The following is a 15094-nucleotide window of genomic DNA, read 5'->3' on the forward strand; positions in this document are numbered from 1 at the left end:
TTGGCGGGCGCGGGCTTGGCGGCGGGCGCGGGGCGGGGGCGCTCGGCCGCGCGTTCGCGGGCCGGCCCTGCGGCCGCTTCGCCGCTCGCGCGGAGTGGTTCGGCCGGCGCGGCCACGGGCGGTGGCGCGGGTGGCTCAGGTGAGGCAGGTGGCGGCAGCGCGCTGGCTGGGGCGGGTTCGGGCACGGTTTCGGCAGACGGCGCTGCCGCCACGGCGTCGCTGGCCGTCGGTTCGGAGGGCGCGGGGTCGGCCACCTCAGCAGCCGGTGCGCCGCGCTGACCCAACGCCACGGCCTGGTCGGCCGGATCGCCGCGGTCGAACTGCAGCGCCAGCAGCGCGGCCAGGCCCAGCACGGCCACGCTGGCCACGGCGGGGATGAACCAGCGGCGGTCGTTGGCCGCCTCGGCCGCGGCGGCGGCGCGCAGCGGCAGTTCAGAGGCAAATTCGGCCTCAGCTCTTGCTGTGTCTGCGCTGGAAGCTATTTTTTCGATAGCAATTTCATCCGGGTTCTCGGCCGCATCGGCGTGCTTCCACGCCGTCACCTCGGCCTGCGCCAGCACGGCGGCGCGCAGGTCGGCACTGGGGCCGGCGCCCTGGAGCGCCGCGGCCTCGTGGTAGCACGCGACGAGTTCGTCCTCGGTCGGGCGCGGCATCGGGTCGGGGGTCATGCCATGGTCTCCAGCGTGCGGCGCAGCGCGGCGCGGGCGTAGCGCAGGCGGCTCCTGGCGGTTTCGAACGGCACGCCGGTGGTGCTGGCGATGTCGGCCACGCTCATGTCGGCCTCGGCCTGCAGCAGAAAGGCCTCGCGTTGCTCGGGCGGCAGGGCGTCCAGCGCGGCCAGCAGCTGCGCCGCCTGCTGGCGCGTCTCGATGCGGCGCACCGGGCCGAAGCCGGAGGGCGCGGCCAGCGTGTCGGCCAGGGTCTGGCCGGCGTCGTCGCCCGCGGGCGCATCCAGGCTGGCCTGCGGGCGCGTGGCGCGCAGGTGGTCAACCACGCGGTGCCGCGCGATGGTGAACAGCCAGGTGGTGAAGCGCGCCAGCGGCAGGCCGGGGGCCGAGGCGCGCGGCGCGTACTGCCCGGCCTGGCGCGCCACGCTGAACCACACCTCCTGCGCCAGGTCGTCGGCCGTGGCGGCATCGCCCGTGCTTCGAAGAATGTAGCGCCACACGCGCGCCGCGTGGCGGTCGTACAGGGTTTCGAACGCGGTAGCGTCGCCGCCGGCGTAGGCGCGCATGAGCTGCTCATCGGCGGTGGCGGCCTGCACGGACATGGGGCCGATTATGTCGACGCCCCGCGCCCGCGCCATCACCCGTGCAGGGCAGGTTCAGCGCCACGCCGGCGGGTCGGGCACGTAGCGCGCCGACGGGGCGTCGGGGAAGGCGTCTGGCCGGCGCCGCGCATCGGGCGGGATGATGCCCAGCGCCATCAGGTTCTCGCGGCTGTCGTAGCGGAGGGTGATGACTTCGTCGGGCTGCGCGCTGCGGCGCTCGAACGTGGTGTGGCGGGTGTACGAGGCTTCGCGCGCGCCATGGCCGGTGCCCAGCTGGGGCGACGCGGGGGAGCGCTGGCGCGCGGCGGATTCGGCGGCCGGGCCGGCGGCATCGGCGCTGGCAGCGGGTGCGCCGCCGCCGAAGCGCCCGTCGCGCGGCCAGGGCCGGGGCGCGATGGGTGGCGGCGGCGGCACCGCCTTCTCGCGGAACACCGCCACGCCGATCACGCCCACATGGTCGGGCCGGCCGGTGCGCGCGGCGTAGGACTGCGGCAGCGCCGTGAAGTGGAACGCCGCCACCTCGGCATCGCTCTTGCGCCAGCCGGTGATCTGCGCCGTCTGCCGACGCGCCAGCACGTAGCCGGTCTGCTCCCAGGAGGCGGTGTCGCCGCTGATGACGTTGACGCCGTCCACCGCCATCACGCCCAGCACGCGGCCCGGCGCGGCGTTGCGCACCTCGATCGCGTAGCGCGCGCCGGGGCGCCCGGCGATCCACCACTCGCCTTGGTGGCGGTACACGGGCAGGGTGGCGCCGCTGTCGCGGTCGATCACGTTGACGTCGACCAGCCCGCCGACGGCGTGGGCGGGCAGGGCGGTGAGCAGGCCGGCGGCCAGGGCCAGGGCGGACAGCAGCGGGGGCAGGGGTTTCATGCGGGGCTCCAGAAACAAGTGTTGGAGTCTGCTGAAACGGCGCCGCCGCGCCAACGGGGTCAAGCGCGGGCGGCGAAAGTGTGACGAATCGTCAATACGGCTCGGCGCGCTTGCCCTTGGGGATGGTCAGCACCACCGACAGCGCGGCCAGCGCCACCATCACCCCGTTGAAGCCCAGCGCCACCATGGCGGCCTGGCGCACGGCCAGGTTGTCCTGCCGGCCGGGGAAGGGGATCACGCCCTCCAGCCAGGGCGCGCCGGTGCTGCTGATGGCGGTGAAGATCGAGCCCGAGATGGCCACGCCCAGCGCCGAGCCGAGCGACGAGGTCATCTTGTAGATGCCGGCGCCCGCACCCGCCTGCGCCGCCGGCAGGCTGGACAGCGCGGCGTCGGTCGACGGCGTGGCGTAGAAGGCCAGGCCGATGCCGAACAGCGTGAAGCCGATGACCGACAGCACGCGGTACTGCTCCAGCAGCAGGTTGGCGGGCGACAGCAGAGCAATGGCCAAGCCGGTGATCAGGCAGCCCCACAGCATGGGCTGGCGCGGGCCGAAGCGCTGCAGCAGCTTCTCGCCCACGCGGATGAACAGGATGATGGCGATGGCGTAGCCCAGCGTCAGCAGGCCGGCCTGCCGGGCGCTCATGCCGCCGCCCAGTTGCACCAACTGCAGCGCCACCAGCAGCGTGCCGGCCACGGTGTTGAGCAGGAAGTTGGACAGCGCCGCGCCGGTGTAGGTGCGGCTTTTGAACAGGCTGAAATCGACGAAGTTGTGGCGCCCGGGCCGCGTCTCCAGCCACACGAACAGCGCGCCCAGCACCAGCGTGGCGGCGGCCAGGCCCAGCGTGGCGGCGCTGGCCCAGCCGAGCTTGCTGCCCTGGGTGATGAACACCTCCAGCGCGATCATGGTCAGCATGAACAGCAGCACGCCGGCCAGGTCGAACCTGGCGTTGTCGCTGCCTTGCGCCTTGCTTTCGGGCGCGCCGCGGATCATCCACAGCCCCAGCAGCGCCACCGCGATGGAGGTGAAGAAGATCGCGCGCCAGCCGAACTGCGCCGCCATCAGCCCGCCGAACAGCGAGCACAGGCCCGACGCGCCCCAGGAGCCGATCGACCACATGCTGACCGCGCGCTGGCGCCCGGCGTCCTGCCACCAGGTCTTGATCAGCGCCAGCCCGGCCGGCATGATGCACGCCGCCGACAGCCCCTGGATGGCGCGCCCCAGCAGCAGCACCGGCGCGGCCAGCGCGCCCGCCGGCGCCAGCGCCACCAGCAGCGAGCCGGCGATCGACAGCCCGAAGCCCAGCCGCATGATGCGCATGCGCCCCAGCCGGTCGGCCAGGCCACCCATCACCACCGTGAAGATGCCCGAGAACAGCGAAGTGAGCGACACCGCCACGTTCATGGTGCCCGAGGCCACGCCCAGGTCGCGCCGCATGTCGGGCGCCACGTTCAGCATGGTCTGGGCGAACAGCCAGAAGGTGACCAGCCCGGCGATCATGCCGAACAGCAGCCGGTCGTTGCCCTGGAAGGCGGCGGCGGGCGGGGCAGCGGATGGAGTGGTCATGGCAAGGGGGCAAGCATGCGCCCGAGAGATGATGGTTTGATGATCATCACATCGCCCACGGCCCGCTGTCTTGCGCCAGCGCAGGCGCGGTGCGTTACGCTCGGTGCGCCGTTGTCCACCCGCCACGCCCGCCCATGACCGCATCGCCCGCCGCCGAGATGACCCTGCCCGAACTGTTCACCGGCGCCGACGGCGTGGCGCGTTTTCGCGATCTGCGCGTGCCGCTGAGCGAGGGCACGCCGGCGGCCCGCCTGTCGGCCTTGGCGGCCTCGGGCGGCAGCCAGTTCCGCTGGAGCCCGGTGGGCTTTGCCAGCGACTTCCACTGCACCACCACGCCGCAGTGGCTGGTGGTGCTGCAGGGGCAGATGGAGATCGGCCTGCAGGACGGCAGCACGCGCGTGTTCGGGCCGGGGCAGTGCTTCTACTCGAACGACACCCTGCCGCCCGGCGCCATCTTCGACGCCGCGGTGCACGGCCACCGCAGCCGGCAGGTGGGCGATGAGCCGCTGGCGACACTGTTCGTGCGCGCGCCGCGGTGACGGTGCCTGGGGGCGTGCTTCAACAAATACTCCCCCTATATATGGCTGGCAGCGCTTGGTGGACGGGATCTGAGCAAGCATACTCCCCATGAGTGAGCGCAGACCGGTCGAGCTGCACGCAGCTCGACGACGGTTCCCGGTTTCCACCTCAAGACGTTGGCCATCGTCATCCCGGCGCAAGCCGGGATCCATGCGCTGCGCACGCGCGTCGTCTGGATTCCGGCTTTCGCCGGAACGACGAGATTCATGCCGCTTCGATCTGGAAACGGAATGTGAGTGTCGCCGCTGGCCGCGCTGGCTGCACGGGCACCGAACCCGTTTCCGGGTACAAAAAAGGGGCCCTTTCCAAGGCCCCTGTTGCCGGTGCGGCGCGGTCGATCAGCGGCTGAAGCCGCCGCGGCGGTTGCCACCGCCACCACCACCGCCACTGCGGTTGCCGCCGTAGCCGCCACCGCCACCCCCGCCGGAGCGGTTGCGGTTGCGGCCACCGCCGCCGCCCTTGCCCATCAGGTCGATGCTGGTGCGCATCGGGTCGGGCTGGCCCACGGCGCCGTGGCTGGGGCCGCGCGGGGCGTTGCGGCGCCCGTGCAGGTTGGTCTGCAGCGGGTCGATGTTACGCGGCAGGTGGTCGATGTCGCGCTCGTCCTCGTCGTCGAAGCCGAACTCGCGCGTGGGGCGCGGCTGGTGGGCGCCTTGCGGGCGCGGCTGCTGCTGCGGGCCGTTGGCGCCGACGGGGCCGTTGCCCTTGCCGCGGCCGCGGCGGCGGTTGCGGCCGGTGCGCTGGCCCATCGGCTGGTCGGCGGCGGACAGGGGCGTGCCGTCGGCATTCAGCTCCACCGCGCCTTCGACCAGCGGCTGGCCTTCGGCGGCGGTGCGCGGAGCCTGCGGCTTGGGGCGGGCCGGCGGCTGGCCGCGGCCGGCGCCGCGCGGGCCCTGGCCGGCCTTGTTCTCGCGGATGCGCTGCATCATCTCCTGGCGCGCGGCCTTGGCGGCGGCCTGCATCACCTCGCGGCTGGGCGGCTTGCCCAGGCCGCCCCACAGCGTCTGGCGGCCCATGGCGATGGGCTCGGCGCGTTCGCCTTCCTCGGGGCCGAAGCCGTCGAGCATGCGCACCGGGATCTGCTGCCTGGTGAACTTCTCGATCTCGTGCATGAAGCCTTCCTCGTCCATGCACACCAGGCTCACGGCCTCGCCGCTGGCGCCGGCGCGGCCGGTGCGGCCGATGCGGTGCACGTAGTCCTCGGGCACGTTGGGGATGTCGAAGTTGACGACGTGCGGCAGCTCGTCGATGTCGATGCCGCGCGCGGCGATGTCGGTGGCCACCAGCGCGCGCAGGTCGCCCGTCTTGAACTCGGCCAGCGCCTGGGTGCGGGCGCTCTGGCTCTTGTTGCCGTGCAGCGCCATGGCCTTGATGCCGCGGTCGTTCAGGAAGTCGGCCACCTTGTTGGCGCCGAACTTGGTGCGCGTGAACACCAGCACCTGGCTCCAGTCGTTCTCGCCGATCAGGTGCGCCAGCACGTCCTTCTTGCGGGCGCGGCCCACGGGGTAGATGACCTGCGCGATGCGCTCGACCGTGGTGTTGGGCGGCGTGACCTGCACGCTCTTGGGGCTCTTGAGCAGGCCGTTGGCCAGCTCGCGGATCTCGTCGCTGAAGGTGGCCGAGAACAGCAGGCTCTGCTTGTCCCTGGGCAGCAGCGCCAGCACCTTCTTCACGTCGTGGATGAAGCCCATGTCGAGCATGCGGTCGGCTTCGTCGAGGACCAGGATCTCGATGTTCGACAGGTCGATGTGGTCCTGGCCTTCCAGGTCCAGCAGGCGGCCCGGCGTGGCCACCAGGATGTCGACGCCGCGGCGGATGCGGTCGACCTGCGGGTTCATGCCCACGCCGCCGAAGATCACGGTGGACTTCAGGTCGAGATACTGGCCGTAGGTGCGCACCGACTCCTCGACTTGGGCCGCGAGTTCGCGCGTGGGCGTCAGCACCAGGGCGCGGATGGCGCCCGGCTGACGCGCCGGCGTGGTGCTGAGCTTGTGCAGCATCGGCAGCGTGAAGCCGGCCGTCTTGCCGGTGCCGGTCTGCGCGCCGGCCAGCAGGTCGTGGCCTTCGAGCACCAGCGGAATGGCTTGCGCCTGGATGGGGGTGGGGGCCGTGTAGCCCTGCTCTTGCACAGCCCGCAGGATGGCGGGGGCCAGGTTCAGTTGGTCAAAGTTCATCAATGGATGCGCCGGTCTCTGGGCGCTTGTGCCGCGGGCCTGATCCGGCGGGGGGCCGGCCAGTTGAAGGCTGCAGCGGGTTCTTCTTGGGATGGGCTCGCGGTTTGGAGTGACCGGCAACGCCCCAGCGGAAGAGCTGGCCTGCAGCAAACTGGTGGGCTGCAGACGCGCCTATTATCGCATGGTGTCCGCTTTCACGGTTCGCGCCGCGCCATGGCTGTTTCCACCACTTTTGGCTACAACGTTTCGGAAGACCGCATCTGGATCAGCTGCGCCGCCTGGCCGCAGCGCGTGTGGATCACGCGCCGGCTGGCGCGCGCCATGGTGCAGGCGGTGGTGGGCGTGCTCGAATCGGCGGCCGCCACGTCGCCCGCGGCCGCCGCGCGGCCCGCCACCGAGCGCGCCGCCGCGGCGCACGACGCCTCGCTGAATCAGCCGCAGCCCGGTGAGCAGGGCCGGGCGCTGCAGATGGGGCGCGAGGCCGCCAACGCCCCCGCCCTGCAGCACGCCGTGCTGTGCGCCCAGTTCGCGCTGGAGGCGCCGGGCGCGCAGCACGATCTGGTGTTTCACACCCCCGCCGGTCAGCGCCGCCTGCGCCTTTCCCGCACCGGCCTGCACCGCTGGCTGCACGCGCTGCACATGGTGCTGCGCGGCACCGACTGGGCCGACTGGCCCGCCGCGCCCGACTGGCTGACGCGCAGCTACCTGCCGCCGGCGCTGCAGTCGCTGCTGACGCTGCCGCCCGGCGGGCCGGGCCTGGACGACGACGTGGACACAGGCGACGCGCCGCCGCCCGGTGATTGACGGCCGCCGTGGCCGAGCCACCGCGCAGCGCCGATAATCGCCCCTGTCCGGCGCGCCGCCTGCACGGCTGACCCCAGCGCCGCCCTCTTCCCTTTTTCAAGCCTTTTTGGCCTGCAGCGCAATACTGACGTGCGCTGGCAGCTATTGATTCGAGAGTAAAAATGGCCCAATACGTTTTTTCCATGAACCGCGTCGGCAAGATCGTGCCGCCCAAGCGGCAGATCCTGAAGGACATCTCGCTCAGCTTCTTCCCGGGCGCCAAGATCGGCGTGCTGGGCCTGAACGGCTCGGGCAAGTCGACGCTGCTGAAGATCATGGCCGGCATCGACAAGGACATCGAGGGCGAGGCCATTCCCATGCCGGGCCTGGACATCGGCTACCTGCCGCAGGAGCCGCAGCTCAACCCCGAGCACACCGTGCGCCAGGCGGTGGAAGAGGCGATGGGCGAGGTCAACGCGGCCAAGGCGCGGCTGGAGGAAATCTACGCCGCCTATGCCGAGCCCGACGCCGACTTCGACGCGCTGAGCGAAGAGCAGGGCAAGCTGGAGGCCGTCATCGCCGCCGCCGGCACCGACAGCGAGCACCAGCTGGAAATCGCCGCCGACGCGCTGCGCCTGCCGCCGTGGGATGCGGTGATCGGCAAGCTCTCGGGCGGCGAGAAGCGCCGCGTGGCGCTGTGCAAGCTGCTGCTGTCCAAGCCCGACATGCTGCTGCTGGACGAACCCACCAACCACCTGGACGCCGAATCCGTCGAGTGGTTGGAGATCTTCCTCAAGCGCTTCACCGGCACCGTCGTCGCCATCACGCACGACCGCTACTTCCTCGACAACGCAGCCGAGTGGATTCTGGAACTCGACCGCGGCCACGGCATTCCGTACAAGGGCAACTACTCGAGCTGGCTGGAGCAGAAGGAAGCGCGCCTGCGCCAGGAGCAGCGCAGCGAGGACGCCCGCGCCAAGGCCATGAAGAAGGAACTGGAGTGGGCGCGCCAGAACCCCAAAGGCCGCCAGGCCAAGAGCAAGGCGCGCCTGGCCCGCTTCGAGGAGCTGAGCGACTACGAATACCAGAAGCGCAACGAAACGCAGGAGATCTTCATCCCCGTAGCCGAACGCCTGGGCACCGAAGTGATCGAGTTCAAGGGCGTGTCAAAGAGCTTCGGCGACCGTCTGCTGATCGACAACCTCAGCTTCAAGGTGCCGGCCGGTGCCATCGTCGGCATCATCGGCCCCAACGGCGCCGGCAAGTCGACGCTGTTCAAGCTGATCGCCGGCATCGAACAGCCTGACAGCGGCGAAGTCACCATCGGCAAGACCGTGCAGATGGCCTTCGTCGACCAGAGCCGCGACGCGCTGTCGGCCGACAAGACGGTGTGGGAGGACATCTCGGGCGGGCTCGACATCATCACCGTCGGCAAGTTCCAGATGCCCAGCCGCGCCTACGCGGGCCGCTTCAACTTCAACGGCCAGGACCAGCAGAAGAAGGTCGGCATGCTGTCGGGCGGCGAGCGTGGCCGCCTGCACCTGGCCAAGACGCTGATGCAGGGCGGCAACGTGCTGCTGCTGGACGAGCCCTCGAACGACCTTGACGTCGAAACCCTGCGCGCGCTGGAAGACGCGCTGCTGGAGTTTGCCGGCAGCGTGATGGTCATCAGCCATGACCGCTGGTTCCTCGACCGCATCTGCACCCACATCCTGGCTGCCGAGGGTGATTCGCAATGGACCTTCTTCGACGGCAACTACCAGGAGTACGAGGCCGACAAGATCAAGCGCCTGGGCGAAGAAGGGGCCAAGCCGAAGCGGATGCGGTACAAGGCGTTGAAATAAGCGCCCCCTGTGGCGCTGCGCGCCTTCCCCCGAAGGGGGACAACGCTGGCGGCCGGGGAGACCCCGGCCGCGGCGTTCCCGCGTGGCCTGCTCCGCGGCCATGGGGTCGGCTTGCTGCGCAGCCGCTTCAAGAACCAGGTTTCGCTCCAGCGGCTCGCTGATGTGCCGGATGCGGGCGTTTCTGCCGGATGGCCCTGCTGCTGGCCGGTGCATGTGGGTTGGGTTAGCGTTCCAGACTTCTGCAACGGGAGTTCGCCATGAACGCTGCGACCGACGCCGCGATGCCCGAATGGGACGTCGCCCAATGGTTCAACACCGACGGGCCATTGCGCCTGGCCGATCTGCGCGGGCAGGTGGTGCTGATCCATGCCTTCCAGATGCTGTGCCCGGGCTGCGTGATCCACGCCATTCCGCAGGCGCGCAAGCTGCATGAGCTGTATGGAGACCAGGGCGTGGCGGTGGTCGGTCTGCACACGGTGTTCGAGCACCACGACGCCATGCAGCCGCACGCGCTGCTGGCCTTCATCCATGAATACAGGCTGAGCTTTCCCGTCGGCGTGGATGCACCTTCAGGCGACGGCCAGCCGATTCCGCGCACCATGGCGCGGCTGGGGCTGCAGGGCACGCCGACCACGCTGGTGCTGGATCGCCAGGGCCGCTTGCGCCTGCGGCACTTCGGGCATGTGGACGACCTGCAACTGGGCGTGGCTCTGGGCCGCCTGCTGGCCGAGCCGGCCGTGGCGGCCGACTGACGCGGAGCGGGCTTCGGTCACGGCAGCCTCGGGCTTGGCTGCGTCGGGCGGTGTGGTTTGCATCCTGTTGCAGCTTTTCGGGTATGGTGACTTCTTGGGCGCCACTCGAGGAGTTTGAGCGGGGGCACAGGGCAGATCCCCGGTCAAGGGGGCGGTTTTCTCAGGAAGAACGGCGTATGCGTTGGTTGTGCGCTCAGGGGGGCGTTCAGGGCAGGCAGGTCCGCGGCAGGCTGTGGGCCAGGGCGCGTGCTGCGCTGGTGGGTGGTGCGGTGGCGTGTCTGGCCACCTCGGCAGCGTGGGCCCAGACGCTGTTCCTCGATCTCAATAACGCCGGCAGCGAAATCGCGGTGATGCAATGGCACGTTGACCCGGCGCAGCGCCCGGCGGGTCAGCGCGGCATGGTGTACGAGCGGCTGGCGCGGCAGAACGGCCTGGTGGGTGGCGCCGGTGCGCGCGCCAACAACACCGAGCTGTACGTGGTGCCGAGCTTTGAACGCATCACGCCCGAGGCGCGTGCGGCGGTGATGCGGGCGGCGGTCGAGAACGAACGCCTCAGCCTGCTGGCGCAGGACTGCGCCGCGCCCGAACCCGGCAAGCGACCCAGCGGTTGCGACACCGTGTGGGACGACCTGCGCCGCACCGAGCTGGAGCGCGAGGCGGCGACCGGGCACTACGGCTTCGAGGATCTGCAGCGCGAGCTCGAGGCCGTGCTGGCGCAGGTGCCGCAGTTCGACCGGCTGGTGGTGTCGGGCCACCATGAAGGCGGCTACTTCCGTGGTGAGCTGGCGTCGGTCACGCGCGAACAATGGCAGACCCTGTTTGCACGCATCCAGCGCCAGGCGGCGGCACCGTTTACGCTGTACGCGCTGGGTTGCCACACGGCGCTGCCGAGCGTGGTGCGCGAGCTGTTTGTGCCGCTGCTGGCGCACCCGCGGCAGACCTTGATCGTCGGCGCCGAAGCGTATGCACCCACGCGCTTCGAGGCGCGCAACCTGAGCTTCATGGACGAAGCATTGACGCTGCAGACCACCATCCACCAGCACCGCGCGGACCTGCGCGGTTTCCAGCAGCGGCTGCGCCGCCACCGCTGGCCGGTGGCACTGTGGCTGGATGGACAGTACGAAGCGCAGGACTACGCCGAGGCGGTGCCGCTGCCTGCGGCCGTGGCGCCGGATGCGGCCGCCATGTCCCAGCGGGACTGATCAGCGTGGCGCGGGTGCCGCGCCGTCCCTAAGAAATCACTGGCTGGCGGTGGTTGACGGTGCCTGCGCCGCATCGGCCGTGGCCTGCGCCGCTTCAGAAGCGGCCGTGGCGCCTTGGGTGGCTTCAGCCGCTGCACTGGCGGCCGACGCGGTGGCGGCGGCAGCCTGCTTGGCAGCGGCTTCGGCATCGATGGCCTTGACCATGGCCTCGCCGGCCGGTGCGGGGGTCTGCGGCGTGGCGGCGTCCTTCTGGCCGCAGGCGGCCAGAAAGGCCGTGGCGATGACGAGGGCAGGGGCGAGTTTCAGTGTGGCGGTGCGCATGAGATGACTCCTGAATGGCCGTGCCGGCACTGCAGGACAGCACGGCGGTGGCTGTGTGCCCATCTTCCGCGTGGGTGCGCCCGGGCCCTGTCGGCCGCTGCCGACGCCGGCTGTCGGACGCCTCGCCGCCAGTGCCGCCTGCGCAGTGGTGTGCGTTGGTCACAATGCCCGCAGCAACTTATGGAGCAAGGGCCATGTTCGAGCTTTCCGTCCCGTGGTGGGAATTCGTGCTGCGCGGTGTCGTGGTGTATCTGTTTCTGCTGTTCTTCCTTCGCCTGACGGGGCGGCGCCAGATTGGCCAGTACGACCCGTTCGACCTGATCCTGCTGCTGATCCTGTCCAACGCGGTGCAGAACTCGATGAACGCGGGCGACAACTCGCTGTTGGGCGGCCTGATTTCGGCGCTGACGCTGATCGGCTGCCACGCGCTGACGGCGCAGCTGACCTGGCGCTACCCGCGCTTGGCGAGGCTGATCGACGGCAAGCCACAGGTGCTGATTCGCACCGGCACGCTGGACGAGCAACTGATGCGCACCGAGCGCCTGACGGCCGACGACGTGCAGGCCGCGCTGCGCGCCGCCGGCTGCCTGCACACGCACGAGGTGGAGCGCGCCACCATCGAGACCAATGGCCAGATCACCGTGGTGCTGCGCAACCGCGATTCGTGGCAGGGCAACACGCCGCCACCCGGCCCGCAGGCGGGCAGCGGCACGTGATCAAAGTGCTACTTTATTGATAGCTTGCAGCGCTTGATGGGCGGGCGCTGGAGCCTGATTTGGCTTGTAAAGAGGCGGCGGCTGCCGTTCAGCGCGCGCCGGCCTTGCTGACCGACACGATGAGCTGCCACAGCGGAATTGTTTCCTCGATGTAGGCCTTGTGTCCCTCAGGCGTCAGGCGGCTGCCGCGCACCATCACCACGCCCTGCGCCTGCTGGTCGGCCACGAAGGCCGGGTCGGCGGCAGCCTGGCGGATGGCGGTGTTCAGCCGCGCCTGCACGTCCGGCGCCAGGCCCTTTGGCGCGTAGAAGCCGTGCCAGATGCTCAATTCGAGTTCGCGCGAGAACATGCGGCGCAGCGTGGTCAGGCCGGCAAACGGGGGGCTGCTCATGGGCATGCCGGTGGTCAACGCATAGCCGCGCACCTCCTTGGCGGCCAGCGGTGCGCGCACCGACGGGGTCTGGTCGCACAGGATGTCGACCTTGTTCTCCTTCAGCGCCGTCATGGCCGGCGCACTGCCCGGAAAGTCGGTGCGGGCGAAGGCCTTGCGCGCCAGGCTCTGCAGGAACATCCCGCACAGGTACGAGGCCGAACCCGCGCCCGCGTCGGCCAGTCGGATCTGCTGTCCGTCGGAGCGCATCAGCCAGTCGGCCAGTTCCTTGGAGGTCGTGGCCTCCAGCGACGGGCGGCCCAGCACCACCATGGGCGACTCCAGCACCAGGCCCAGGTGGCTGAAGGCGTCCTTGGGGTCGAAGGGCAGCTTCTCGCCCAGCGCGGGCAGCAGCGCCACGTTGGTGTTGGTGAACAGCAGCGTGCGGCCATCGGGCTTGGCAGCGGCCACCTCGGCCAGGCCATTCACGCCCCCGGGGCTGGCCACGTTTTTCACCGTGATCGGCGTGCCGCCCAGCGCCTGGCTGAGCGGCGCCACCATCGCGCGCAGCGTGCGGTCGGTGGGGCCGTTCTGTGCGTAGGGCACCACGATGGTGATGGGCGCGGCGCCCGGCTGCGCTGCCGCAGGCACGGCGGCCAGGGCCCAGGCCACGCCGCTGACACCCACCGCGATCCAGCGGGCGGCGCGGCGGCGCAGGCAAGATGAAAAGGGGCGAGGTGCAGTCATGGGCGCGAACGATGAATCAGTGTGAAAAAATTCACACTCATAATAAGCCAATTTTGTGACGACTGGTTACAGAGCATGAAGCTGAAACCCTACGCCGAGGTCGATGGCCTGCCGTTCACCGTGCGCCGTGCCGACCTGCAGCGCCGTCACGGTGCGCCGCTGCGGGAGCGCGGCAATGGCATTGGCCTGACGGAGCTGGACTATGGCGACGTGGTGTTCCGCTTTCAGGATGGCAGCGGCCGCCTGGAAGAAGTCACGCGCCGTGCGGCCGTGCTCTATCTGCTGCTGGATGGCGACGTGGTGGACGTGCCGTTCGCCGGGCTGGCCGCTTTTGTGCCCGCGCACGATGGTGCGGCGTTCGAGCGGGCGGGCTTTCTGGTCAGCCCGCGCTTCGGGCTCGCCTTCGTGCCCGGCCAGCCCGACTGGGTGACGGCGCTGGCGGCGCACTGCATCGAAACCTGGCGTGCCCTGCCGAACTGACCCCTGCCTGTGGCGCTCAGGCGCGTCTGCGCAGCCCGCGTGCCGCAGCGGCCACGACGAGCAGCATCAGGCCCCACAGACCTGGGTGATCCAGTGTGGGGACGGCGGCCACGGTGCCGCCACCCGGCGCAGGCGCCGCAGCCACAACCACTGGGCTGTTCGCGCTGTCGTTGGTCGGGTCCGTGTCGACCTGGTCGAGCCTTGTCACCTGGGCGCCGAAGGGGCCGCTTTGGGTTCCGGCCGTGGCCACCAGGGTCAGCGTCCGGCTGCCGCCGGCGGGCAGGGACGGCACGGTCCACGTGCCGGTGGTTGCGTCGTAGCTGGTGCCTGCGGGCGCCGTGCTGCTGTCGAACGTGAAGCCGGGCGGCAGCGCCACCGTCACGACGATGCCGCTGGCATCATCGGTGCCCTGGTTGGCGAGCGTGACATTGAGGTTGACCGGATCGCCCACTGCGGCCGTGGCGGGCGCGGTCACGCTCACCGCCAGGTCGGTGGGGTTGGCGGCGAGCAGCAGGCTGTTGTAGGCGACGAAGGCGCTGTCGGACTGCCCGCTCAGCTGTTGCACAAAGCCGGCCACCTGGCCGATGTTGGCGGCGTTGATGCCGAAGTCCGCAAGGGTGAAGGCCTGCATGCGCACATCGCGCCCGGGCGAGCGGGATACGCTGGTTGCATAGGTGCGGCTTCCCGTGGCGTTGTAGAACGACCAGTTTTGCCGGCCCAGCAAGGATGCTGTCGAGAAGTTCACGGGCACGGCCTGACCGACGATGGCGTCGTCTGCGTCGACGAAGTGGAAGCTGTCGGAGCTGCCGGGGTCGCCCATCTGCGTCGCCAGGATGATCGGCGCGCCGCTGGCGAGCGCGTCGGGTCGCAATTGCAGCGGGAAGTGCAGTTCTCCAGCGCTGAGGTTGAACACGGCAGTGCCCAGCTCCAGCCCTTGCGCACCGTCGGTCAGGTAGGTGGCCAGCGGGTCGGTCGAACCGGGGATGACGCCGGTGACACCCTGCGTCGTGCCGTCCCAGTTGCGCATGATGCCGATATAGCTGCCGGTCTGGGTGGCAGGCAGCGCATCGGGGCTGAAGGCAATGTAGCGCTGCGCACTGAAGCCGGTGACGTTGTGCGCCAGCAGCGCGGCATCGTCCACGCCCGTGGAGTAGGTGACGCCGCCGACGCTGAAACCGAGCAACTGGTTGCGGTTGTCTGGCACGACGCCCGTCGTCGAATCCCAGAAGCCGCTGAAGGTGCCGTAGGCGGCTGTCACCGGGGCAGCCTGTGCAGCCGCGACCAGGCACAGACTGCACAGCGACTGCGCCATGAAGCGTGCCGCAATGTGGCGGCACCGGGCGGTGAGGGCATGGAATGGATCGCGGGGCATGGTCATCGTGCGGCTGTCTGGCATGGGTGAGCCTGCGGCAAGGCGTTGGG

General features: G+C 70.2%; 14 protein-coding genes and 1 pseudogene. 7 read left to right on the forward strand and 8 right to left on the reverse strand.

The annotated features are described in order from the left end of the window. The 4 genes and pseudogenes from ACFSCU_RS17525 to ACFSCU_RS17540 all read right to left on the reverse strand — a co-directional run. Window positions 1-668: pseudogene (locus tag ACFSCU_RS17525) on the reverse strand (hypothetical protein); the annotation flags it as partial. Then, window positions 665-1270 (reverse strand): sigma-70 family RNA polymerase sigma factor, encoded by a 606-nt coding sequence (locus tag ACFSCU_RS17530; RefSeq protein ID WP_257645600.1) that lies wholly within the window; start codon window positions 1268-1270, stop codon window positions 665-667. The pseudogene ACFSCU_RS17525 and the gene ACFSCU_RS17530, both read right to left, overlap by 4 nt. A 54-nt stretch (window positions 1271-1324) precedes the next feature. Further along, window positions 1325-2140, reverse strand: coding sequence for a hypothetical protein (locus ACFSCU_RS17535; protein ID WP_377561271.1), 816 nt, complete (start codon window positions 2138-2140; stop codon window positions 1325-1327). A gap of 91 nt (window positions 2141-2231) precedes the next feature. After that, the gene (locus ACFSCU_RS17540) at window positions 2232-3704 is read right to left on the reverse strand and encodes an MFS transporter (RefSeq protein ID WP_180549612.1); all 1473 of its coding nucleotides are present in this window, start codon (window positions 3702-3704) and stop codon (window positions 2232-2234) included. A 134-nt stretch (window positions 3705-3838) separates the two neighbouring features. Here ACFSCU_RS17540 and ACFSCU_RS17545 point away from each other — a divergent pair, with 134 nt between their 5' ends. After that, window positions 3839-4243 carry a cupin domain-containing protein gene (locus tag ACFSCU_RS17545; RefSeq protein WP_257645598.1) on the forward strand — a complete coding sequence of 135 codons (405 nt, stop codon included), beginning with the start codon at window positions 3839-3841 and terminating at the stop codon, window positions 4241-4243. A gap of 378 nt (window positions 4244-4621) precedes the next feature. Here ACFSCU_RS17545 and ACFSCU_RS17550 read toward each other — a convergent pair whose 3' ends face one another. Beyond that, entirely contained in the window at window positions 4622-6457 is a 1836-nt protein-coding gene (locus ACFSCU_RS17550) for a DEAD/DEAH box helicase (RefSeq protein ID WP_377561272.1), read from the reverse strand. Between the two features lie 213 nt (window positions 6458-6670). Here ACFSCU_RS17550 and ACFSCU_RS17555 point away from each other — a divergent pair, with 213 nt between their 5' ends. The 4 genes from ACFSCU_RS17555 (at window position 6671) to ACFSCU_RS17570 (ending at window position 11038) form a co-directional block, all read left to right on the forward strand. After that, window positions 6671-7261: a hypothetical protein gene (locus ACFSCU_RS17555; protein ID WP_377561273.1), complete on the forward strand. Its 591-nt coding sequence runs from the start codon at window positions 6671-6673 to the stop codon at window positions 7259-7261. 161 nt (window positions 7262-7422) lie between these two features. Continuing rightward, window positions 7423-9084 (forward strand): energy-dependent translational throttle protein EttA, encoded by a 1662-nt coding sequence (gene ettA, locus ACFSCU_RS17560; protein ID WP_377561274.1) that lies wholly within the window; start codon window positions 7423-7425, stop codon window positions 9082-9084. 257 nt (window positions 9085-9341) lie between these two features. Continuing rightward, entirely contained in the window at window positions 9342-9836 is a 495-nt protein-coding gene (locus ACFSCU_RS17565) for a redoxin domain-containing protein (RefSeq protein ID WP_180549609.1), read from the forward strand. A gap of 350 nt (window positions 9837-10186) precedes the next feature. Beyond that, entirely contained in the window at window positions 10187-11038 is an 852-nt protein-coding gene (locus ACFSCU_RS17570) for a hypothetical protein (protein WP_377561275.1), read from the forward strand. Window positions 11039-11074: 36 nt separating this feature from the next. Here the strand turns inward: ACFSCU_RS17570 and ACFSCU_RS17575 are convergent, their stop codons facing one another. Next, on the reverse strand, window positions 11075-11359 hold the full coding sequence (locus ACFSCU_RS17575) for a hypothetical protein (RefSeq protein WP_377561276.1): 285 nt from the start codon (window positions 11357-11359) through the stop codon (window positions 11075-11077). A 194-nt stretch (window positions 11360-11553) separates the two neighbouring features. Between ACFSCU_RS17575 and ACFSCU_RS17580 the strand changes: the two genes are divergently transcribed. After that, window positions 11554-12075 (forward strand): DUF421 domain-containing protein, encoded by a 522-nt coding sequence (locus ACFSCU_RS17580; protein WP_180549607.1) that lies wholly within the window; start codon window positions 11554-11556, stop codon window positions 12073-12075. A gap of 88 nt (window positions 12076-12163) precedes the next feature. On the opposite strand, the gene ACFSCU_RS17585 is transcribed toward ACFSCU_RS17580, so the two are convergent. Further along, window positions 12164-13192 (reverse strand): tripartite tricarboxylate transporter substrate-binding protein, encoded by a 1029-nt coding sequence (locus ACFSCU_RS17585; protein WP_377561277.1) that lies wholly within the window; start codon window positions 13190-13192, stop codon window positions 12164-12166. A 75-nt stretch (window positions 13193-13267) separates the two neighbouring features. On the opposite strand from ACFSCU_RS17585, the gene ACFSCU_RS17590 reads away from it, so the two are divergent. Continuing rightward, complete coding sequence (locus ACFSCU_RS17590; protein ID WP_377561278.1) at window positions 13268-13672, forward strand: hypothetical protein; 405 nt, start codon at window positions 13268-13270, stop codon at window positions 13670-13672. Between the two features lie 16 nt (window positions 13673-13688). On the opposite strand, the gene ACFSCU_RS17595 is transcribed toward ACFSCU_RS17590, so the two are convergent. After that, window positions 13689-15050 (reverse strand): DUF11 domain-containing protein, encoded by a 1362-nt coding sequence (locus ACFSCU_RS17595; protein WP_377561279.1) that lies wholly within the window; start codon window positions 15048-15050, stop codon window positions 13689-13691. Window positions 15051-15094: the final 44 nt, after the last annotated feature.

This window comes from Ottowia beijingensis (genome assembly GCF_042680925.1).
In the GTDB taxonomy this organism is placed as follows: Bacteria; Pseudomonadota; Gammaproteobacteria; order Burkholderiales; family Burkholderiaceae_C; genus Ottowia; species Ottowia beijingensis.